Source organism: Balneola sp. EhC07 (assembly GCF_001650905.1).
Taxonomy (GTDB): Bacteria; Bacteroidota; Rhodothermia; order Balneolales; family Balneolaceae; genus Balneola.
Genome location: NZ_LXYG01000001.1, coordinates 195712 through 217101, shown reverse-complemented (window position 1 = coordinate 217101; position 21390 = coordinate 195712). Strand labels below are relative to the sequence as shown.

Below are 21390 nucleotides of genomic sequence, written 5' to 3'. Positions count from 1 at the left end.
TTAAAGACATAAGAGAATAATCAATCTAAACGATAGTATGAATTTAAAATCAAAGATTGCGATAGTTACCGGAGCAAGTAGCGGAATTGGTGCAGAATTTTCAAAAGACCTTGTTAAAAAAGGAGCTAAAGTTTATGGCTTAGCCAGAAGTATCGATAAGCTCAACAGTATCAGAGAAAAACTAGGGAATAATTTTGTCCCAGTTCAGCAGGATATCACCGATAGTGAAAGCCTGGAAACCTGGGTAGAGGAAACATTTTCTGATGACCATTCTCCGGACATTTTAATTAACAACGCCGGACTTGGATATTTTGCAAACGTGGATGATTTAAAAATTTCTGAGTGGGATAAGATGCTGAATGTAAATCTTTCCGGAATTTTCTATCTAACACGATTGGTCGTTCCTTTAATGAAGCAAAATGAAAATATTTGCCATATTGTGAATATTTCTTCCATAGCCGGATTGATGGGAAACCCTCAAATTTCTGCTTATAACGCCACAAAATATGGATTAAGAGGATTCAGCGACGCTCTCTTCAAAGAACTCAGATATGACGGGATCAAAGTATCCTGCTTCTTTCCGGGCTCTATTGCCACTAACTTCTTTGATGCCATTGATGAAGTTGATCAGCATCCGAATATGATGCAAGCGTCTGACGTTTCTGACACATTGATCCATGTTTTAGAAACACCGGATAATTTTTTAATAAACGAAATTATAATGCGTCCACTCAACCCAAAGAATCCCGGGTAGATGTTGAGAAATGTGATAATTCTTTTCGTAGGGAGCTTTATTCTTTTTAATTGCAATAATGATCGTCCTATTCAGAAGCCGGATAACTTAATGGCTGAAGAGTTGTATCTGGATCTTTTCTACGAATTAGAATTACTTAGCGTGTATCAGGATCGAGGCGCTAAAGGCTCAGTTGTTGATTCTCTGCATGAGGAGATCTTTAAAAAATATAACTCAGACAAAGATGTTTTTTTGAGCAGTCATAAATACTACCAAAGCCAAATTATAGAACAGCAAGTTCGTGCTGATTCCGTCATAAAAAAGATCGAGAGAAATCTAATAGCACTTGAAAAATTAGACTCGCTTACAACTCAGGAAGGCTCTGTTAAAGAGTAATGATTCAAGTCTTCTCTACTTACTTCAATTACATTCTCCTTTACTAAATAAGAAAGGATTTGCTTTGCTGCATTTTGATTGATGGAAAGTTTTGAAGCAATACTGATCAATGATTCATCTTCGTTTTTAAGCAATTCTATTACATCCGTGATCAATTGCTTATCGAAAGTGTTCTTAGCTACATTTAAATTACTTTTCAGACAGTTATCGCAATGTCCGCATGGTTCGTTTTTAGTATCTCCAAAGTAATTTCTTAGAAAAACTTCTCTACATGTATCTGAGTTAATGAAGCTATTCATTTTGTCTAACTTCATCAGTAATACGTCCCGATGTTGCTCCACTTCATGTTTACTTATGGGTAGCCTTGATGATCGGGGTTCCAGAATTTTTACTAAATCTCTTTCCTCTACCAGCGTAAAGATCAAAACATGATCGTTCTGCATTAATACATTCAGCGCCTTAATAAGACCGTTCCTGTTGATATCTAAAGCTGATAACAGAGTTTCTTCATCTGTCTCTATCATATCGTAAAATGCCTGGCTATTTAAAGTCCTTTCTAACTTATCTACGAATTCAGCTTTATCAGGATTATTACATCGCTCTTTAAATTTTTGAAGCATTTCCTGGCTCAAAGTAAATTGAATAGAAAAGGCAGGTTTAACATCCTGAATCCAGGAAATAATGCCGAATTGTTCCAAAAGTCTTAGAGAGGTTCTTATAATACTGAATGATTCTTTTGACCTCTTTTGAAGTGCCTTTAGTTCCAGTTCTGAAGCATCCAACATAATTGCTCCTTCTGCAAGCTCAAAGCTGTCACACAATGTTTGATACACTTTTTCTAATTGTTCTCTCTTTGGGTAATTTTGAACAATTCTGTTTTTTGCTCCTGAATAATCAGAAGATTTATAATACAAGATCGGATATGCCTCCTTTCCATCTCTTCCTGCCCTCCCTGCTTCCTGATAGTAAGCCTCAATAGAATACGGCATAGACTCATGAATTACATAACGGCAATCAGGTTTATCTATTCCCATCCCAAAAGCATTTGTTGCAACAACCAGTGGCGTTTCTCCCTTTATCCAACGAGTTTGAATGTTCTTTCGGGTTTCACTTTCTATGCCAGCATGATAGGCTTCTGTATTTATCCCTTTTTTGGTAAAAAAATCCGCCCAATATTCACAGTTCTTTCTTGTTCCTCCATAGATCAAACCATCTCCCTTTTTAGAAGCTCTGGTAACACCTTCTATCAGTTTCTCTCTCTTCTTTTCAGTTTCAACTACCCACCATTTTAAATTCGGACGTTTAAAACCTAGCGATACTACTTCGGGTTGATTGAAGCTCAGATTCTCAAGGATATCCTTCCGAACTTCCGGAGTAGCCGTAGCGGTTAAAGCGATCCAGGAAGCAGAATCCGAAATTGATTCCAGATTTGTTTTTATATCTCTGTAAGCGGGACGAAAATCATGTCCCCATTCAGATATACAGTGTGCTTCATCTACAGCAACAAGATCAATATTAAGGTTATGCAGTTCGTTTTGAAAGAGTTCCGTTCCAAGCCTCTCAGGTGCACAATACAGTAGTTTATACATTCCATTTCTGGCATTAACCAATCGTTGTTCAACTTCATAAAATGGAATTGTATTATTTATGAATGTTGCTGAAATACCCTGATCATTTAATTGCTGAACCTGATCCTGCATTAAAGCTACAAGGGGTGAAATAACCAAGGTCATTCCTTCAAATACAGTTGCAGGAACCTGATAACAAAGAGATTTACCTCCGCCGGTTGGGAAAAGCACTAAAGTATCCTTTCCGGAGAAAACAGAATTTATTGCAAGGTCCTGCCCTTCCCGGAACGATTCATATCCCCAAAACTCTTTTAAATGTTCTAATGCCTGATTAAATTGGTACTGCAATTTTAAACCTCAATTTCTTTTCCCAAAAGTATTGATATCATTCTGTTCATCAAATAAAAACATGAAGCTATTTTTCTATCTATTTTTTTTAGTTGTATTCCTTAGTTGTGCATCATCTTCTCCTAAAGAGAAAATAGACTACCGCGAAGAGATGAGAAACTTTGTTATTGAAATAGCAGAGTTTGCCAGAGAGCAGGACTCCGATTTTATTGTAATCCCTCAAAATGGTCATGAATTAATTCTTAAGAACGACAGTAGCATTGCTCAAGATTACCTCTCTGCCGTAGATGGATTAGGGCAGGAAAGCCTGATCTTTGGCTATTATGGTGATAATACGATCACCCCAACCGACAGCAGAGAATATCTGCTTCAGTTACTGAGAACAGGTAAAGGTGAAGGCAAAACTGTACTTGTTACAGACTATACCGATGAGGATCAAAAAATTAAACGTTCTTATGAGCGAAATTCTTTGAATGGGTTCATCTCTTTTTCTGCGCCTGAGCGTGAACTGACTTATATACCTGAACCATCTGAGTTTTTGAAAAATGAAAATAGCAGAGATATAAAAACCCTTTCTGATGCCCGGAATTTTCTTTACTTATTGAATTATGAAAACTATGATTCAAAAGAAGAATTGCTTTCTTCCCTTTCTGATACAAATTTTGATGTATTTATTATGGATGCTTTTTTCTGGGGTAAAATATTTACCAAAGAAGATCTGGATCAGATAAGAACGAAAAGCGACGGCGGAAAGCGACTCCTTATCAGTTATATGAGTATTGGAGAAGCTGAAGATTACCGATTCTACTGGGATGAAAGCTGGGATAAAAAAGAATTAAGTTGGATCGATTCCGAAAACCCAGACTGGCCCGGTAATTTTAAAGTGAAATACTGGAATCAAGACTGGAAAAAAATCATCTACGGCGAGAGTAGCTCTTATACCCAGATGATTTTAAATGCAGGTTTTGACGGTGTTTATTTAGATATTATTGATGGATTTTGGTATTTCGAAAACCTTGCATCAAATTAGTTTGTTTAAACTTTTTGAAGTTAAATTACCGGTAAACTACCTTCAAACATATTTTCGAAATTTACTTCTCTAGGTTCGTCTGCTTCAATCAGCAAACTAATTACATCCCCGGCTTTAGAACAAGTAACATGGCTGATAGGATCCAAATCAGGTGTAACAAGGCCTTGAGAAATAGATCTGTTTACAGCATTTCTGATTGCATTTGCCTCCCGGTATAATTCAAAACTTTCCAACATCAGTGCTACCGACAAAATGGTTGCAATGGGGTTTGCGATATCTTTGCCAGCAGCTTCAGGATAACTACCATGAATAGGTTCAAATAACGAAGTTTGATCACCTACCGAAGCGGAAGACAACAAACCTATTGAACCTGTTATCACACTTGCTTCATCGGAAATAATATCGCCGAACATATTCTCCGTTAAAATCACATCGAATTGATTAGGTCTTTGGATTATCTGCATAGCAGCATTATCTACATATAAATACTCAACTTCTACTTCAGGGTAGTTTTTTGATAAATCCTGAACTGTTTCTCTCCATAACCTGGATGTTTCCAATACATTTGCTTTATCAACCAATGTTAATTTCTTGCGTCGTCTCATTGCAGCATCAAAAGCCATAACTGCAACTCTCACAATTTCATTTACACTGTATTCGCATACATCATATGCAGATGTTCCTTCTTTACTTCTTCCCTTTTCTCCAAAATATATTCCGCCGGTCAATTCACGGTACACAATCAGATCTGTTCCTGTTATGCGCTCTTCTTTTAAAGGAGAACGATCGGCTAATGAATCAAATAATTTTACGGGACGAATATTTGCATAAAGTCCTAAGCTCTTTCTTAGTTGTAATAGCCCCTGTTCAGGTCTCACCTTTGCTTTTGGATCGTTATCGTAAGAAGGATCTCCTATTGCACCAAAAAGGACAGCATCTGCTTGTCTGCAAATTTCGATCGTGTTTTCAGGTAAAGGGCTACCGGTTTTGTTAATCGCATCAGCACCAACAAGGGCATACTCATATTCAAATTCGTGATCAAATTTCAAAGCAACTCCGTCAAGCACTTTTTTAGCTTGTTTAATTACTTCGGGGCCGATCCCGTCACCGGGTAGAACAGCTATCTTTTTCTTCATTCTCAAAATTCTTTGTGTGTTTGTTCAAATTGTTCGATCTGACTTTTCTTACTTATCAAATAGTCTATATCATCATATCCATTTAACAAGCAGGATTTTTTATTAGCGTTGATTTTGAATTTCTCTTTATGGTTTGTTCCTGGAATCGAAATCTGCTGATCTATCAATTCAATTTTTAGCGTTATATTCTTGTCTTGTTTAACCAATTCAAAAATAGTTTCTAAAAAAGCATCGCTTACCTGTACAGGTAAAAGACCATTGTTAAGAGCGTTCCCTTTAAAAATATCGGCGAAATAACTAGATACTACAGCTCTGAAACCAGAATCGTAAAGAGCCCATGCTGCATGTTCCCTACTTGATCCACAACCAAAATTCTTGCCTGCCACCAAAATGCTTCCGGAATAAGATGGATCGTTTAGTATAAAATCTTCTTTCAGATCACCTTGTGAATCATATCTCCAATCTCTGAATAAGTTTTTCCCAAACCCTTCTCGTGTTGTAGATTTAAGGAATCTTGCCGGTATGATCTGATCTGTATCAATGTCTTCGTTTGCAAGTGGTATAACTGTACTGTTAAGAGTTTTAAATTTTTCCATTATGCCGTTGCGACCTTATTTACATAATTTCTGGTGTCTACGATTTTACCTTCAATAGCTATTATTGCAGCTGTTAAAGGGCTTACTAACATTGTTCTCGCTCCGGGACCTTGTCTGCCTTCAAAGTTTCTGTTTGATGTGGAAACGCAATATTCACCATCAGGTATTTTATCTTCATTCATACCTAAACAAGCTGAACACCCCGGCTCACGAAGTTCAAAACCGGCATCTGCCAGCACCTGATGAATTCCTTCTTCACGTGCTTGTTTCTCAACCTGTTTGGATCCTGGTACGATCATAACTTTCATATGATCCGCTTTTCGCTTTCCTTTTACATACTCTGCCACAACTCGCAGGTCTTCAATTCTACTATTGGTGCAACTACCGATAAATACATGGTCAATCTTTTTGTTTAACAATGAAGAACCGGCCTCCAGATTCATATATTTCAATGACTTTTTAAAAGAGTCCGAATCATTATCAGGAATTGTCTCATCGATACCGATCCCCATTCCGGGATTGGTTCCATATGTGATCATAGTCGGAATTCTTTCAGCTTTAAACGTGTACTCTTTATCAAAATATGCGTCTTCATCTGAATACAAAGTTTTCCAGTAATTGATCGCTTCTTCTAATGCAGCCCCATCAGGAGCGAACTCTCTCCCTCTGATATATTCAAAAGTAGTTTCATCGGGAGCAATCATTCCTCCCCGAGCCCCCATTTCAATACTCATGTTACAAATGGTCATCCTTGCTTCCATAGATAATGAAGAAATCGCAGACCCCGCATACTCCACAAAATGGCCTGTACCACCTGCTGTGCTCAATTTTGAAATGATATACAGAATGATATCTTTTGAAGAAACGCCCCTTTGAAGCTCTCCATTAATAGTGATTCGCATTGTTTTGGGTCGCTCTAACAATAAACATTGAGTCGCCATCACTTGTTCAACCTGAGAGGTGCCAATTCCAAAAGCAATCGCCCCAAAAGCTCCATGAGTGGATGTATGGCTATCGCCACAAACTATCGTCATTCCCGGTTTTGTAATTCCCAATTCTGGGCCAATTACATGAACTATTCCTTGATAAGGATGTCCAAGTCCATAAAGATCAATGCCAAATTCTTTGCAATTCTGGATAAGTGTATCAACCTGAAGTTTAGAAAGAACTTCTTTGATAGGAAGATGTTGATCTTTGGTAGGTACGTTGTGGTCTGCAGTTGCTACAATTTTATTTTTTCTGAATAGACCGATGCCTCTTCGTCTTATTCCTTCAAATGCCTGAGGGCTTGTGACTTCATGGATAAAATGTCGATCTATGTATAATATTTCCTGCTCATTTTCTATAGAATCAACTATATGACTCTCCCAAACTTTCTCGAAAAGGGTTTTTCCCATAATATATTTTAACCTGTTAGAGAATCAGAGGTTTGAGAGAATAACTGTATCAGATCCTTATCAGTTACTACTTTTTTAGTGTCTGCGATAGATAAAAATCTTTTGTAATGTTCTTCCAATTCATTTTTGCTTACTTCAAAACCCAGTCTCTTTCCCCGGAATTTAAGAGCAGCTCTTCCACTTCGGGCTGTAAGAACAATAGAAGATTCGCTTACGCCCACTTCCAGAGGATCAATAATTTCGTAAGTTTCTCTGTTCTTTATTACACCATCCTGATGAATTCCTGAGGAGTGCGCAAACGCATTAGCCCCAACAATTGCTTTATTAGCCTGAACCGGCATTTTCATCTTTTCGGAAACCAATTCGCTTACAGATTTCAAACATCTTGTATTGATACCTGTGTCATATTCTAAGCTTTTTTGTTGTCTTAGTATCATTACAACTTCTTCTAATGAAGCATTACCGGCTCTCTCTCCAATACCATTCATTGTACATTCTACCTGAGTTGCACCGTTCACTACTCCCGATATAGAGTTTGCTGTTGCCAGACCAAGATCATTGTGACAGTGAGTAGAAATAGTCACATTCTGAATGCCTTTTACATTCTCATATAGATATTTGATTTTTTCACCATACACCCACGGCATACAATACCCGGTTGTATCAGGAATATTCAGAACTGTTGCTCCGGCTTTAATAACTTCTTCCAAAATAATAGCAAGGAATTCGTTTTCAGTTCTACCGGCATCTTCCGCATAGAATTCAACATCTTCTACAAAAGTCTTGGCATATTTTACTGCGGCCACTCCCCGCTCTACTACCTTTTCTCTGGTAGTTCTTAGTTTATCAAACACATGACTGTCTGAAGTACCGATACCGGTATGGATCCTGCTATTTTTTGCATCTTCAATTGCTTCAGCGGCGACTTTTATATCGTTTTTAACAGCTCTTGATAATGCACATACCCTTGTATTCTTAATAACCTTGGATATTTCCTGAACTGATTTAAAGTCTCCGGGGCTGGATATAGGAAACCCAACTTCCATTACATCAACGCCAAGAGCTTCCAGAGCTAAAGCTATTTCAATTTTTTCCTTTGTGTTTAGTTGACATCCCGGTACTTGCTCACCGTCTCTTAGTGTGGTATCAAAAATTTGTATTCGCTTGTTTGGCATTATACTTGGGATTTCTAACTTAACTAAATATTCTAACGCGTTGTCGTTGATGGTTCATTTATGCGCAGAAATTACCTTCTCCTTGTAATCTTAAAAAACAAGATTTATGATTAATTACGACACCCAAGAAAATATTTGATATAATTAAAATTAATTTTAACAATTACTTAATTGTTATTTTAGATTTGCTTTTTTACAATGGCTAACCAACCAAATGATCATCTTTATCAACTAATAAAGTCACTTACTAAAGCGGAGAAAAGAGGGTTTAAGATTTACGCTACTCGCTCAGGGAATGAAAGCGCTAAATTTATCAAATTGTTTGATGCTCTGGATAAAGCCTCTTCTTATGATGAAGCTGCCATTATTAAAAAGGTAACTGGAATACATAAGCGTCAACTATCAAATCTAAAAGCACATCTTTATAAGCAAATACTTACCAGTTTAAGGTTGATCAACATAAATCATAATATTGATATTCAACTTCGCGAGCAGCTTGATTATGCCCGAATTTTATATAACAAAGGGCTTTATCAACAGAGCTTAAAGATCCTTGAAAAAACAAAAGAAGTAGCAACTCAACATTATCGGGCTACTTTACGCTACGAAGTTTTGGTCTTCGAAAAGATTATCGAATCACAATATATAACAAGGAGTCTCAAAAACAGAGCCGATGAACTTATTGTGGAAACACAAGTAACGCTGAACTCAATGACAGAATACACGGCTTTGAGCAATCTCGCGCTGAGATTATATGGTATTTATATCAAAGCCGGACATGTTCGTAATAAAGAAGACTTTGAAAATATATCCTCTTTTTTCTCTGAATCAATTAATAGTATCGATATTTCTAAGCTGGATTTCTTTGGAAAACATTATTTAAATGTATCTCATGCATGGTATAGTTTGATCGTACAAGATTTTCTTCTTCAATACAGACATGCTACCAAGTGGGTTGAGTTATTCAGGAATAACCCTGAAATGTTGGCATTAGAACCTATCTGGTATTTAAAAGGAATGCATGTCTTGTTGGAAGCACTTTTTGTACTTGGACACGCAAAAAAGCACTCTCGGGAAATTGAAAAACTGGACGAATTTCTCGCCAATCCACCAAGCCGTATAGACGAGAATTTGGAAACTGTCGGTTTTATTTATTCCTATACATCCAAAATAAATGTACACTTTATTGATGGTAGTTTTACAGATGGTGTACAGCTAGTGCCGGAGTTACTTAAAAAACTGGATAAGTTCGCAGACCAGGTAGACCCACACAGGATTTTAATCTTTTACTACAAGATTGCCTGCCTTTATTTTGGAGCCGGAAATAATAAACAATCTATTCACTTCCTCAATAAGATCATCAATTATCCGGATTCAAGATTAAGGGAAGACATCCATTGCTTTGCCCGAATATTGAATCTGATTGCTCATTTTGAAATGGGGAACCGAACTTTGGTAGATTATCAGATTCGTTCTGTATACCGGTTTCTACGAAAAATGAATGATCTGAATCTTGTTCAACAAGAAATATTGAACTTTATACAGAATTTAGGAAACCTTAAACAAGATCAGACTAAAGAAGCTTTTCTTAATCTGCGCAACAGGCTTCTTGAAATCAATAAAATGCCTTACCAAAAAAGACCATTTTTATATTTGGACATCGTATCATGGTTAGAATCTAAAATTTATGAAAAATCAGTTCAGGAGATCATTAAAGGTAAATTCAGATCCAGATAGCTTACATCCACAAAGTTTGGATATCCCACTTAAGCATAATATTTGAGTGCCTGTTGTTTGAAATTTAAATGAATTAGACATTTCTTTGCTCCAACAAAACTAATTCAAGAATGATTACACGCACTACTATCACGGTCATTATTAATGTCATTGGTACCAAATACCGACCTGGGAAGTAATGTGTGATCTTAATACTCTACAAAAAAGCCTTCCCTAATCCGGAAGGCTTTTTTTTTACACTTAATCTATAGAATGGCTGAATTAAATAAGTTTAGTAAACTGATTACTCAAGATGGTTCACAACCTGCTGCTCAAGCAATGTTACATGCGATCGGTTTAAATGACGAAGACCTGAATAAGCCAATGATCGGAATCGCCAGTACGGGTTATGAGGGAAATCCCTGCAATATGCACCTAAATGATCTGGCTGTCCATGTAAAAAGAGGAGCTCAAAAGGCTGATCTCACGCCTTTGATCTTTAATACTATTGGTATCAGCGATGGTATTTCTATGGGAACTCCCGGAATGCGGTATTCTTTACCCTCTCGTGACCTGATTGCTGACTCCATGGAATCTGTAGTTAAAGGCATGAGCTACGATGGATTTATAGCAATTGTAGGTTGTGATAAAAATATGCCGGGTGCTGTAATGGCAATGCTTAGAGTTAACAGACCTTCAATAATGTTGTATGGAGGTACTATTGCGGCCGGACATCACAATGGGAAAAAATTTGATATTGTATCTGCATTCGAATCCTGGGGACAAAAAGTAGCAGGCAAAATTGATGACAATGAGTTTAAAAAAATAATTAAAAAAGCTTGCCCCGGAGCCGGAGCTTGTGGTGGGATGTATACTGCCAACACCATGTCTTCTGCAATTGAAGCACTTGGTTTGGCTCTTCCCTACAACTCTTCTATTCCTGCTACAAATAGTGGCAAAGTTATTGAATGCGAAGAAGCAGGATATCATTTAAAAAACCTCATTGAAAATGATATAAAACCACTGGATATACTTTCAAAAAAGTCGTTAGAGAATGCGTTTCGAGTTGTAACCGTATTAGGGGGATCTACAAATGCCGTTTTGCACTTACTGGCTATTGCTAAAGCTGCTCAATTAGATTTTACGATTGCTGATTTTCAAAGAATCAGTGATGAAACTCCTTTTCTGGCAGATCTAAAGCCAAGCGGTTCTTATGTAATGGAAGATCTTCACGAAATAGGTGGCGTTCCTGCGGTAATGAAGTATATGATGGATAAGAATATGCTTCATGGTGATTGCTTGACAGTAACCGGAAAAACTTTATTCGAAAATCTTGTTGAAGTAGCTCCTCTATCAAATGATCAAAAAATCATCAAACCAATTGAAGATCCGATAAAGAAAAATGGACACATTCAGATCTTATTCGGAAACCTTGCCAGTGAAGGTTCTGTTGCAAAGATCACAGGAAAAGAAGGACTAATATTTGAAGGGGCAGCAAGAGTTTTTGACAGTGAAGAAGAAGCAAATGAAGGAATTCGGGATGGACTAGTTCAAAAGGGAGACGTTGTTGTAATAAGATATGTAGGGCCTAAGGGTGGTCCTGGAATGCCCGAAATGCTAAAGCCAACTTCAGCTATAATGGGAGCCGGACTAGGTAAAGAGGTTGCCTTGATTACAGATGGAAGATTCTCAGGTGGTTCTCATGGATTTGTAGTTGGTCATATTACTCCGGAAGCCCAAACCGGGGGAATCATAGCCTTGGTTAAAAACGGTGATATAATCAGTATTGACGCTGTCAAAAACACCATTGATGTTCATTTAACTGAAGAAGAACTGAAAGCCCGAAAAGCTAAGTGGACAGCACCTCCAATAAAAGAAAAAAGCGGACAGCTTTATAAATATGCTCGCACTGTTGCTTCTGCATCACAAGGTTGTGTTACTGATGAATTTTAATTTCTCAAACATTGATGAAAATTATGGAATCACAAATAGTTACTAAACAAAACAAAAAAATTAATACTGAGCTTATCAAAGGTGCTGAAGCTGTAGTTAAAATTTTAATTGAAGAACAGGTAGAAGTCGCTTTTGGTTATCCGGGTGGTGCAATAATGCCTATATACGATGCTCTTTATGATGAACAGGATCGTATACAACACGTTTTAGCACGACATGAACAAGGAGCTATTCATGCAGCTCAGGGCTTTGCAAGAGTAACTACAAAACCTGGAGTTTGTTTAGCTACATCAGGGCCCGGTGCTACAAACTTGATTACAGGTTTGGCTGATGCCCAAATAGATTCCACTCCCCTTGTTTGTATAACAGGTCAGGTTCCTTCTTCACTCTTAGGTAGTGATGCATTTCAAGAAACGGATGTAATTGGGATTTCAATGCCTGTTACTAAATGGAATTATCAAATAACAGATGCAAATGAAATTCCGGAAGTACTTGCCAAGGCATTTTATATTGCCAGCTCCGGAAGACCTGGTCCTGTTTTAATTGATATTACCAAAGACGCTCAATTTCAGAAATTTGACTATAGCTACACTTGTTTCAAGAAAATCCGAAGTTATGTACCCAAACCTGAAATAGATCCTTCCAGTATTGAGAAAGCTGCTTCAGCGATCAATTATGCAAAACGACCACTTATTTTATTTGGACAGGGTGTTATTCTTGCAAACGCTGAGAAAGAGTTTAAAAAGCTTATAGAAAAAACAGGAATTCCTGCTGCATGGACTATTCTCGGGCTATCAGCACTGGAAACTGACCATCCTCTAAATGTCGGGATGTTAGGTATGCATGGTAATTACGGGCCTAATCTACTTACAAACGAGTGCGATGTGCTTATTGCTATCGGAATGAGATTTGATGACAGAGTTACCGGAAATCTGAGTAAATATGCTAAACAAGCTAAAGTCATACATCTGGAAATCGATCCTGCTGAAATAAACAAAAATGTTAAAGCAGATATACCCGTATTAGGTGATGCCAAAGAAACGATAACACACTTACTTAAACTAGTGAAGCCAAGTAGCCACGAAAGCTGGCTCCAGAGATTTATCGATTGTGCAAAAATAGAGCAGGAGAAAGTAATAGATAAAGAACTAAACCCTGATTCTGAAACTCTTTCTATGGGTGAAGTCATCAATATTATTAATAAGCATACACAAGGTGATGCAATTATTGTATCCGATGTAGGTCAACATCAAATGGTGACTTGCAGATATTCTAAATTCTCAAAATCTAAAAGCAATATTACATCAGGAGGTTTGGGAACAATGGGTTTTGGGTTGCCGGCCGCTTTAGGAGCTAAACTTGGTGCCCCTGATAGAACTGTTATTGCAGTAATTGGTGATGGAGGTTTTCAAATGACCATTCAGGAACTAGCTACTATCTATCAAACCAAGGCAAAAGTAAAAGTACTGCTGCTTAATAATGAATTCCTGGGAATGGTTAGGCAGTGGCAACAGCTCTTTTTTGAGAAAAGGTATTCCTCTACTGAAATGATAAACCCTGATTTTCAAACTATTGTAAAGGGCTATTATATCCCAACCAAAAAAGTAACGGAAAGGGATAAGCTGGAAAAAGCTATCGAAGAGTTTTTGAATTTTGACGGAGCCTATTTTCTGGAAGTAATGGTAGGCAAAGAAAACAATGTATTCCCTATGGTACCAAGTGGTGCTGGAGTTTCTGAAATAAGATTGGAGTGACAAGAATGGAAAAAGAAGAATTTACGATCACAGCGTATACAGAAAATCATGTTGGATTACTCCATCGTATTACCATCATTTTTACCAAGCGGAAAGTGAATATTGAAAGTATTACTGCTTCCGAAAGCGAAAAAGAAGGGATTCACAGATTTACTATTGCAGTAACAGAAACTGAAGAAGCTGTTGAAAAAATAGTTAAGCAGATAGAAAAACAAATTGAAGTATTAAAAGCAGATTACTACAAAAATAAAGAAGTGGTTCAGCAGGAAGTAGCTCTTTATAAGATCCCAAGTAAATCATTGACTAATGGCATCGAAGTAGAGCGGATTGTAAGACAACATAATGCGCGCTTTTTAACCATTGAAAAGGACTTTCTGGTTATTGAAAAGGCCGGGTTCCGTAGAGAAACCAAAGCATTATTTGACGATTTGATACCATTTGGGATTAATGAGTTTGTGCGATCCGGACGTATTGCTGTATCCAGAGAAGAGCATGGAATAGGAGAATACGTTCAACAAATTTTATCAAAGAATTGAACCAAAAAAATCTATATCAAATAACAAATCAAACAATAAATAAATGGCACTTTTAAATTTTGGTGGAGTTGAAGAACACGTTATAACCAGAGAAGAATTTCCTCTGAAAAAAGCACAAGAGGTTTTAAAAAATGAAACTATAGCTGTAATCGGATACGGAGTTCAGGGACCCGGACAAGCTTTGAATCTCAGTGATAATGGATTCAATGTAATTGTTGGGCAAAGAAAAAATTCTAAAACATGGGATAAAGCAAAAAACGATGGATGGGTTCCGGGCGAAACACTTTTTGAGATAGAAGAAGCATGTGAAAAAGGTACTATTCTACAATACTTATTATCCGATGCCGGACAGATCTCTCTTTGGCCCACAGTTAAAAAGCATTTGACCAAAGGGAAAGCGTTATACTTTTCACATGGTTTCGGAATTACTTACAAAGAACGGACAGGCATCATCCCTCCTGATGACGTAGATGTAATTCTGGTGGCTCCAAAAGGATCTGGCACTTCGCTAAGAAGAATGTTTCTTGAAGGCAGAGGCCTCAATTCCAGCTATGCCATCTTTCAGGATGCTACCGGGAAAGCAAAGGAAAGAGTATCTGCATTGGGAATTGGTGTTGGATCAGGATACCTGTTTCAAACCGATTTCAGAAAAGAAGTCTTTAGTGACCTGACCGGTGAGCGTGGTACTTTGATGGGAGCTATTCAAGGTATTTTTGCAGCTCAATATGAAGTACTCCGGTCTAATGGACACTCCCCTTCTGAAGCTTTTAACGAAACCGTTGAAGAATTAACACAATCATTAATGCCTTTGGTTGCAGAAAATGGAATGGATTGGATGTACGCTAATTGTTCAACTACAGCACAAAGAGGAGCTCTGGACTGGTGGAAAAAATTCCGGGATGCATCAAAACCTGTTTTTGAGGAACTTTATTCTGAAGTCGCTGCCGGAAATGAAGCTCAAAGATCAATTGATTCCAATAGTCAGGACGACTACAGAGAAAAACTCGAAGAGGAACTCAAAGAACTGAGAGATTCTGAAATGTGGCAAGCAGGAGCAACAGTTCGAAAACTACGTCCCGAGAATAATTGATCACTGTAGAATAAACGAAATCTCGTACTTGTGAAAGTTAAAACAACCTACTACCCTGCTTTAAAAAATATCGAAAAAGCCGCTGAAACATTAGAATCTGTTGTATATAAAACTCCTGTACAACAAAGCTTCTCTCTTTCAGAAAGATATAACTCGAATATTTATTTAAAGCGGGAAGATGCCCAAATAGTACGCTCCTATAAAATTCGGGGTGCATTCAATAAGATAAACTCAATAAAAGACACTAAGAGAAGTGTAGTTTGTGCAAGTGCGGGTAATCATGCACAGGGTGTAGCATTTTCTTGCTATAAACTCGGAATTAAAGGCGTAATATTTATGCCTGCAACCACTCCTAAACAGAAGATTCGGCAAGTGAAAATGTTTGGAAAAGAAATGGTTGAGGTGATTATTGATGGAGATACTTTTGATGATTCTTCATTGTTAGCAAAAACATTCTGCCAAAAAAATAATGGAGTCTTCGTACATCCCTTTAATGATGAGTTAGTAATTGAAGGACAAGCAACCGTTGGCTTAGAAATTTGCGACCAAACAGACTTTAAAATTGATTATCTATTTATTCCTGTTGGAGGTGGCGGACTTTCATCAGGAGTTTCAAGTGTGTTTAAAGCTCTGAGTCCGGAGACAAAAATTATCGGTGTTGAACCAACAGGAGCACCTGCCATGTTTAATGCTTTTAAACATGGACAAATACAAGAACTAAGGGAAATCGATAAATTTGTTGATGGAGCTTCTGTAAAAAAAGTAGGCGAACTGAACTTTCCTATTTGTAAAGATAATATGGATGAAATTTCCTTAGTAGATGAAGGAAAATTGTGCTCAACAATTATTCAAATGTACAACGAAAATGGTATAGTACTTGAACCTGCCGGTGCACTTTCTGTTGCTGTTCTGGATAAATTTAAAGATGAAATAAAGGATAAAAATGTAGTGTGTATACTTTCGGGAGGTAATAACGATATTACCAGAACTGAAGAAATACGTGAGAGATCACTACTATATGAAGGCCTAATGCACTATTTCATTGTTCGTTTTCCGCAAAGAGCAGGTGCTCTAAAAGAATTTGTGGAAGAAATTTTGGGACAAAACGATGACATAGTTCATTTCGAATACACAAAGAAAACATCCAGAGAAAGAGGTCCCGCTTTGGTTGGTATAGAACTACAATCAAAAGAAGATCTTGAACCCTTGATAGAGAAAATGAAATTAAAAAATTTCTTTGGTGAGTATCTTAATAAAAAACCGGATCTGTTTAGCTATATGATCTGACTTGAAATCATAGCTACATTAAATAATTTAATCAATGAAAATATTAAAATTTGGCGGCACATCTGTTGGCTCCGAAAATGCAATCAGAAAAGTTGCTGAAATTATCAGCAGGCAAAAACAACAAGTTGTTATTATAACTTCTGCTGTAGGAGGCGTTACGGATCAGCTAGTAAAAATCGGCGAGTTAGCCGCAAAGGCAGATGAACGTTATGAAGTTTTGTTATCGAAATTAGTAACACTCCATAAAGAATTATACCTAAGCCTGACCGGCAAGAAACCGGATGAAAATTTCCATCAAATTATTCTTGAATTACAAGAAATTTGCAAAGGTGTTGAACTTATTAAAGAACTTACCCCTCGTAGTTTTGACTATATTTTAAGCATAGGGGAACGCCTTTCCTCACTGATTCTAAACGACTTTTTTATAGTTGAGGGGTTGGACATTCAATTATTTGATAGCCGTTTTATTATAAAAACAGATGATAACTTTGGAAATGCAAATGTAGAATTCGCTGAAACAAACAAACGAATCAAAGAAGCTAAGAAATCATTCAAAAGAATAAACCTCTTTCCCGGTTTTATAGCTTCCAATAACGATTCAGTAACAACAACTTTGGGAAGAGGCGGATCAGATTACACTGCAGCAATACTGGCCGCGGCATTAGATGTTGAAGAGTTTGAGATATGGACTGATGTAGATGGATTAATGACTGCAGATCCAAGAATCGTAAAGAATTCAAAAGTCATCGAACATGTTTCTTATGAAGAAGCCATGGAGCTCTCTCATTTTGGAGCAAAAGTTATATATCCACCGAGCATCCACCCTGCTCTTAGTAAAGGCATTCCTATCAGGATAAAAAATACTTTTAATCCTGATCATCATGGAACTCTAATAACTAAAGAATGGGATGAAAACAAAGAACTGATCCGAGGCATTTCTAGTATAAAATCTGTGTCGCTGGTTACGCTAAGTGGTAGTAGTATGGTGGGTATTCCCCGGTTTTCTTCACGGCTATTTAAAGCGCTCTCTCTTGCAAAGATCAATGTGATACTTATAACTCAATCCAGTTCAGAACATTCAATAAGCGTTTCCATTGATGTAAAAGACGCTAAGAAAGCTGAACTAGTACTTACTGATGAATTCAGTGAATCAATTAGATCTAAAAAGATCGATCCCATAGAAGTTGAAAATGGTTTGTCTATTCTTGCCCTTGTTGGTTCGAACATGAGAAATCAAGTTGGGGTAAGTGGCCAAATGTTTAATGTACTTGGCAAGAATGGTGTAAGCATTAAAGCAATTGCTCAGGGTTCTTCTGAACGAAATATCTCAGCTGTAATTAACCAAACTGATCTAGATAAAGCTCTTAATGTACTTCATGAAAGTTTTTTCCAATATGTAACGCGACGTATAAACCTGTTTATCATTGGCACAGGTAATGTTGGTAAAGCTTTTATTGATCAACTGACCCAGCAATTCTCTTTTTTAAAAGTGAATCATCAACTCAATATCAAAATTATTGGTGTTGCTAATTCAAGAAAAATGAAGTTCAATAAAAATGGAATTCCCTTATCAAAATGGGAATCTGTATTAAATACAGGCGATACATATTCGGAAAATGAATTTCTCGATAATATGTATTCTATGAACCTACGAAACAGCATTTTTATTGATATAACAGCATCTGAAAATATAGCTTCATTATATCAGCAGATCCTGCAGAAAAGTATTTCGGTTGTAACTCCGAATAAGATTGCCGCTACCGGCTCATATACTGATTATCTTGCTTTAAAAGCATCCAGTAAAAAATTTAGGAGTAAATTCTATTTTGAAACAAATGTTTGTGCAGGGTTGCCTGTCTTATCTACACTTAATGACCTCGTTCGGAGTGGTGATCAGATAAATCAAATTGAAGCTGTGCTTTCCGGAACTTTAGTTTATCTGTTCAATGAATACGACGGGTCTACAAAGTTTGTGGATGTTATTAAAAAAGCAAAAAAATTGGGCTACACAGAACCGGATCCCCGGCTCGACCTGTTTGGTTCAGATGTAAAACGAAAAATTCTGATCTTGATCAGGGAAAGTGGCCATCAATTTGAGTATGAAGACATTGTCCTCGAATCATTTTTACCTGAAAGTTGTCTCAAAACTTCATCGCTCGATGATTTTTACGCTCAGGTTGAAAAAGAAGAAGAGCATTTCTTAAATCTGTATAAAAATGCCCAATCAAATAATACCCGCCTCAAGGTTGTTGCAACATATAAAAATGGAAAGGGTTCGGTAAAATTAAAAGCTATTGAAACCAGTCATCCTTTTTATAATTTAGACGGTAAAGATAATATCGTTTTATTTTACACTAACAGATATAAAGAACAACCTATGGTAATTAAGGGCGCAGGAGCAGGAGCAGATGTAACAGCTTCAGGAATTTTTGCTGATGTCCTCCGAATTTCCCAATCTGATTTATAATGAGTGAAATAAAAGTTTTTGCACCTGCTTCAGTAGCTAATGTTGGTCCAGGGTATGATACTTTTGGCTTCGCTATTGAAGAACTTGGTGATATTATTACTGTTTCAAAAAGAAACGATCAGAAATTAAATTTTCTACCTTCTATAGGTGCTGAATTACCAGTTGAACCTTTAGAAAATGTAGCCGGAGTGGCCATTCAATCGTTTTTGACTAAGTTGGGCTCTACTCAAGGCTTTGACATTACTATTGAGAAAATGTTTCGTCCCGGAAGTGGGCTTGGAAGCAGTGCTTCAAGTGCGGCAGGTTCCGTTTTTGCTGTGAATGCATTGTTAGGGTATCCATGCACAACAAAAGAACTTCTTCCCCATGCTTTAGAAGGAGAAGCATTAGCTTCAAAATGCTATCATGCAGATAATGTTGCACCCTCACTTCTTGGAGGGTTTCAAGCAGTAAGAAGTTATGAACCTCTCGATATTTTCAGCATTAAAAATTTAGAAGCACTACATGTGTTGATCATATTTCCTGATGTCCAGATCAAAACTGTAGAAGCAAAAAAGCTTCTTCCTGTAACCCTTTCCATAAAAGATGCCCGAGAGCAATGGGGAAATGTTGCTGCAGTTATTCACGCTTTACATACCAAAGATTATGAATTACTGAACAGAGCAATCACTGACAGAATTGCTGAACCTTTTCGAAAAAATCTTATCCCTGGTTACGAGAAAGTAAAAAAAATAGCTTCCGAATCCGGTTCGGTAGGTTTTAATATTTCGGGTTCGGGACCATCTATGTTTGCTTTATTCACAGATGAAAGCAACTTAACATCATGTTCTGAAAAAATTGAAAAATTTTACTCTTCAATTGATCTTTCTGTAAAGATCCATATTTCAGGTATTAACTCAGTGGGTTGTAAGATTTTATGAAATTCTATTCAACGAATAAAAAAGTAGATCCCCTATCCTTTAAAGAAGCGGTTATTCATAGTCTCCCCTCTGATCGTGGTCTTTATTTTCCCGAAAAAATCCCAACTTTGGATAGTGATTTTTTTAAGGAGCTGAATTCATATACCCTTTCAGAAATTGGTTCCAAGATACTGGCTCCTTTTACTCATGAGGATATTCCAAAAGCTAAACTTAAGAACATAACAGAAGAGGCTTTTAACTTTGATGTTCCTTTAAAGAAAGTTGAAAACGGGATTTATAGTTTGGAATTATTTCATGGACCAACTTATGCCTTTAAAGATATTGGCGCTCGATTTTTAGCTCGCTGTTTGGCTTATTTCAATGAATCACATAATCAGGAAGTCACCATTCTTGTTGCAACTTCCGGCGATACCGGTGGAGCTGTTGCTTCGGGTTTTTATGATGTTGATGGTGTCAATGTTGTGATTTTATATCCCAGTGGCAAGGTTAGTGAATTACAGGAAAAACAGTTGACCACTCTTGGTAAAAATATCACGGCAGTTGAAATAGATGGTACTTTTGATGATTGCCAAAATATGGTAAAACAAGCTTTTTTAGATAAAGAACTAAATGAAACTCTAAACCTCAGTTCCGCTAACTCAATAAATATTGCTCGCTGGCTACCTCAATCTATTTATTATTTTGAAGCATTTAAGCAGTTACAAAATCGAGATAATCTGGTATTCTCTGTGCCTTCTGGGAACTATGGTAATCTATCTGCAGGATTATTAGCTCAGAGAATGGGATTGTCTGTAAAACATTTTATAGCAGCATCAAATCAAAATGATGTGATTCCCAGATTTTTAACTACAGAGCAATATGAGCCATTAAAAACTATTCCCACTTTGTCGAATGCTATGGATGTTAGTGATCCTAGCAATTATCCAAGACTAATGGAACTAGTAAATGGAAAGCATGCAGAGTTACGAAGTCTAGTTAAAGGCTTTTCAATGGATGATGCTCACACTCTGGAAACAATCAAAAGCTGCTTTGAGCAAAACTCATATATTACTGATCCTCATGGTGCCATTGGCTATCAAGCCTTAAAAGATACAATGACTGCTGATGAGAATGGAATATTTTTAGAGACCGCTCATTATTGCAAGTTTGTATCTACCGTTGAAAAAGCATTAGAAAAACCTCTATCTCAACCTGGTTTTGTATCTGAGCTAATGAGTAAGCCCAAAAAGAGTATTACTATGAGCAATAGCTTTAAGGAATTTAAAAGCTTTCTTTTCGGATAATATTG

General features: G+C 37.0%; 17 protein-coding genes. 12 read left to right on the top strand and 5 right to left on the bottom strand.

Annotated elements, in window-relative coordinates; all coding sequences use genetic code 11:
- The first annotated feature begins 37 nt into the window (after positions 1 to 37).
- Complete coding sequence (locus A8B79_RS00935) at positions 38 to 754, top strand: SDR family oxidoreductase (protein ID WP_066216809.1); 717 nt, start codon at positions 38 to 40, stop codon at positions 752 to 754.
- A 90-nt stretch (positions 755 to 844) separates the two neighbouring features.
- Positions 845 to 1129: a hypothetical protein gene (locus A8B79_RS00930; RefSeq protein WP_161485122.1), complete on the top strand. Its 285-nt coding sequence runs from the start codon at positions 845 to 847 to the stop codon at positions 1127 to 1129.
- Here the strand turns inward: A8B79_RS00930 and A8B79_RS00925 are convergent.
- Positions 1105 to 3045 carry a RecQ family ATP-dependent DNA helicase gene (locus tag A8B79_RS00925; RefSeq protein ID WP_066216802.1) on the bottom strand — a complete coding sequence of 647 codons (1941 nt, stop codon included), beginning with the start codon at positions 3043 to 3045 and terminating at the stop codon, positions 1105 to 1107. The genes A8B79_RS00930 and A8B79_RS00925 overlap by 25 nt on opposite strands.
- A 61-nt stretch (positions 3046 to 3106) precedes the next feature.
- On the opposite strand from A8B79_RS00925, the gene A8B79_RS00920 reads away from it, so the two are divergent.
- Positions 3107 to 4075, top strand: a complete 969-nt coding sequence (locus A8B79_RS00920; RefSeq protein WP_066216799.1) for an endo alpha-1,4 polygalactosaminidase — start codon at positions 3107 to 3109, stop codon at positions 4073 to 4075.
- Positions 4076 to 4095: 20 nt separating this feature from the next.
- On the opposite strand, the gene leuB is transcribed toward A8B79_RS00920, so the two are convergent.
- Genes leuB through A8B79_RS00900 form a run of 4 tightly spaced genes read right to left on the bottom strand, consistent with a single transcriptional unit; the run spans position 4096 to position 8379 of the window.
- Positions 4096 to 5211, bottom strand: a complete 1116-nt coding sequence (gene leuB / locus A8B79_RS00915; protein ID WP_066216796.1) for a 3-isopropylmalate dehydrogenase — start codon at positions 5209 to 5211, stop codon at positions 4096 to 4098.
- A 2-nt stretch (positions 5212 to 5213) separates the two neighbouring features.
- Positions 5214 to 5807: a 3-isopropylmalate dehydratase small subunit gene (leuD, locus tag A8B79_RS00910; RefSeq protein ID WP_066216793.1), complete on the bottom strand. Its 594-nt coding sequence runs from the start codon at positions 5805 to 5807 to the stop codon at positions 5214 to 5216.
- Positions 5807 to 7204, bottom strand: coding sequence for a 3-isopropylmalate dehydratase large subunit (leuC, locus tag A8B79_RS00905; protein ID WP_066216790.1), 1398 nt, complete (start codon positions 7202 to 7204; stop codon positions 5807 to 5809). The genes leuD and leuC overlap by 1 nt, the downstream gene beginning before the upstream one ends.
- Before the next feature lie 8 nt (positions 7205 to 7212).
- Positions 7213 to 8379 carry a 2-isopropylmalate synthase gene (locus A8B79_RS00900; RefSeq protein WP_066216787.1) on the bottom strand — a complete coding sequence of 389 codons (1167 nt, stop codon included), beginning with the start codon at positions 8377 to 8379 and terminating at the stop codon, positions 7213 to 7215.
- 198 nt (positions 8380 to 8577) lie between these two features.
- On the opposite strand from A8B79_RS00900, the gene A8B79_RS00895 reads away from it, so the two are divergent.
- The 9 genes from A8B79_RS00895 (at position 8578) to thrC (ending at position 21385) form a co-directional block, all read left to right on the top strand.
- Positions 8578 to 10116, top strand: a complete 1539-nt coding sequence (locus A8B79_RS00895; RefSeq protein WP_066216784.1) for a hypothetical protein — start codon at positions 8578 to 8580, stop codon at positions 10114 to 10116.
- A gap of 252 nt (positions 10117 to 10368) precedes the next feature.
- Positions 10369 to 12048, top strand: a complete 1680-nt coding sequence (gene ilvD, locus A8B79_RS00890) for a dihydroxy-acid dehydratase (RefSeq protein ID WP_066216781.1) — start codon at positions 10369 to 10371, stop codon at positions 12046 to 12048.
- Positions 12049 to 12071: 23 nt separating this feature from the next.
- Positions 12072 to 13802 (top strand): biosynthetic-type acetolactate synthase large subunit, encoded by a 1731-nt coding sequence (ilvB, locus tag A8B79_RS00885; RefSeq protein ID WP_066216884.1) that lies wholly within the window; start codon positions 12072 to 12074, stop codon positions 13800 to 13802.
- Between the two features lie 5 nt (positions 13803 to 13807).
- Positions 13808 to 14338, top strand: coding sequence for an acetolactate synthase small subunit (gene ilvN, locus A8B79_RS00880; protein ID WP_066216779.1), 531 nt, complete (start codon positions 13808 to 13810; stop codon positions 14336 to 14338).
- A 43-nt stretch (positions 14339 to 14381) separates the two neighbouring features.
- On the top strand, positions 14382 to 15428 hold the full coding sequence (ilvC, locus tag A8B79_RS00875) for a ketol-acid reductoisomerase (protein WP_066216776.1): 1047 nt from the start codon (positions 14382 to 14384) through the stop codon (positions 15426 to 15428).
- Between the two features lie 30 nt (positions 15429 to 15458).
- Positions 15459 to 16715: a threonine ammonia-lyase gene (gene ilvA, locus A8B79_RS00870; RefSeq protein WP_066216772.1), complete on the top strand. Its 1257-nt coding sequence runs from the start codon at positions 15459 to 15461 to the stop codon at positions 16713 to 16715.
- A gap of 34 nt (positions 16716 to 16749) precedes the next feature.
- Complete coding sequence (thrA, locus tag A8B79_RS00865; RefSeq protein ID WP_066216769.1) at positions 16750 to 19182, top strand: bifunctional aspartate kinase/homoserine dehydrogenase I; 2433 nt, start codon at positions 16750 to 16752, stop codon at positions 19180 to 19182.
- A complete protein-coding gene (locus A8B79_RS00860; protein ID WP_066216766.1) occupies positions 19182 to 20102 on the top strand; it encodes a homoserine kinase in 921 nt (306 codons plus the stop codon). Before thrA ends, A8B79_RS00860 begins: the two co-directional genes overlap by 1 nt.
- On the top strand, positions 20099 to 21385 hold the full coding sequence (gene thrC, locus A8B79_RS00855; RefSeq protein WP_066216763.1) for a threonine synthase: 1287 nt from the start codon (positions 20099 to 20101) through the stop codon (positions 21383 to 21385). Before A8B79_RS00860 ends, thrC begins: the two co-directional genes overlap by 4 nt.
- Positions 21386 to 21390: the final 5 nt, after the last annotated feature.

Excerpts from the sequence above, each read along its gene's own strand:
- A8B79_RS00860 (WP_066216766.1), top strand. The coding sequence starts at position 19,182 with ATGAGTGAAATAAAAGTTTTTGCACCTGCTTCAGTAGCTAATGTTGGT.
- ilvD (WP_066216781.1), top strand. The coding sequence starts at position 10,369 with ATGGCTGAATTAAATAAGTTTAGTAAACTGATTACTCAAGATGGTTCA.
- ilvN (WP_066216779.1), top strand. The coding sequence starts at position 13,808 with ATGGAAAAAGAAGAATTTACGATCACAGCGTATACAGAAAATCATGTT.
- thrA (WP_066216769.1), top strand. The coding sequence starts at position 16,750 with ATGAAAATATTAAAATTTGGCGGCACATCTGTTGGCTCCGAAAATGCA.
- A8B79_RS00935 (WP_066216809.1), top strand. The coding sequence starts at position 38 with ATGAATTTAAAATCAAAGATTGCGATAGTTACCGGAGCAAGTAGCGGA.
- leuC (WP_066216790.1), bottom strand. The coding sequence starts at position 7,204 with ATGGGAAAAACCCTTTTCGAGAAAGTTTGGGAGAGTCATATAGTTGAT.
- leuB (WP_066216796.1), bottom strand. The coding sequence starts at position 5,211 with ATGAAGAAAAAGATAGCTGTTCTACCCGGTGACGGGATCGGCCCCGAA.
- A8B79_RS00920 (WP_066216799.1), top strand. The coding sequence starts at position 3,107 with ATGAAGCTATTTTTCTATCTATTTTTTTTAGTTGTATTCCTTAGTTGT.
- ilvC (WP_066216776.1), top strand. The coding sequence starts at position 14,382 with ATGGCACTTTTAAATTTTGGTGGAGTTGAAGAACACGTTATAACCAGA.
- A8B79_RS00930 (WP_161485122.1), top strand. The coding sequence starts at position 845 with ATGGCTGAAGAGTTGTATCTGGATCTTTTCTACGAATTAGAATTACTT.
- thrC (WP_066216763.1), top strand. The coding sequence starts at position 20,099 with ATGAAATTCTATTCAACGAATAAAAAAGTAGATCCCCTATCCTTTAAA.
- A8B79_RS00900 (WP_066216787.1), bottom strand. The coding sequence starts at position 8,379 with ATGCCAAACAAGCGAATACAAATTTTTGATACCACACTAAGAGACGGT.
- ilvB (WP_066216884.1), top strand. The coding sequence starts at position 12,072 with ATGGAATCACAAATAGTTACTAAACAAAACAAAAAAATTAATACTGAG.
- leuD (WP_066216793.1), bottom strand. The coding sequence starts at position 5,807 with ATGGAAAAATTTAAAACTCTTAACAGTACAGTTATACCACTTGCAAAC.
- A8B79_RS00895 (WP_066216784.1), top strand. The coding sequence starts at position 8,578 with ATGGCTAACCAACCAAATGATCATCTTTATCAACTAATAAAGTCACTT.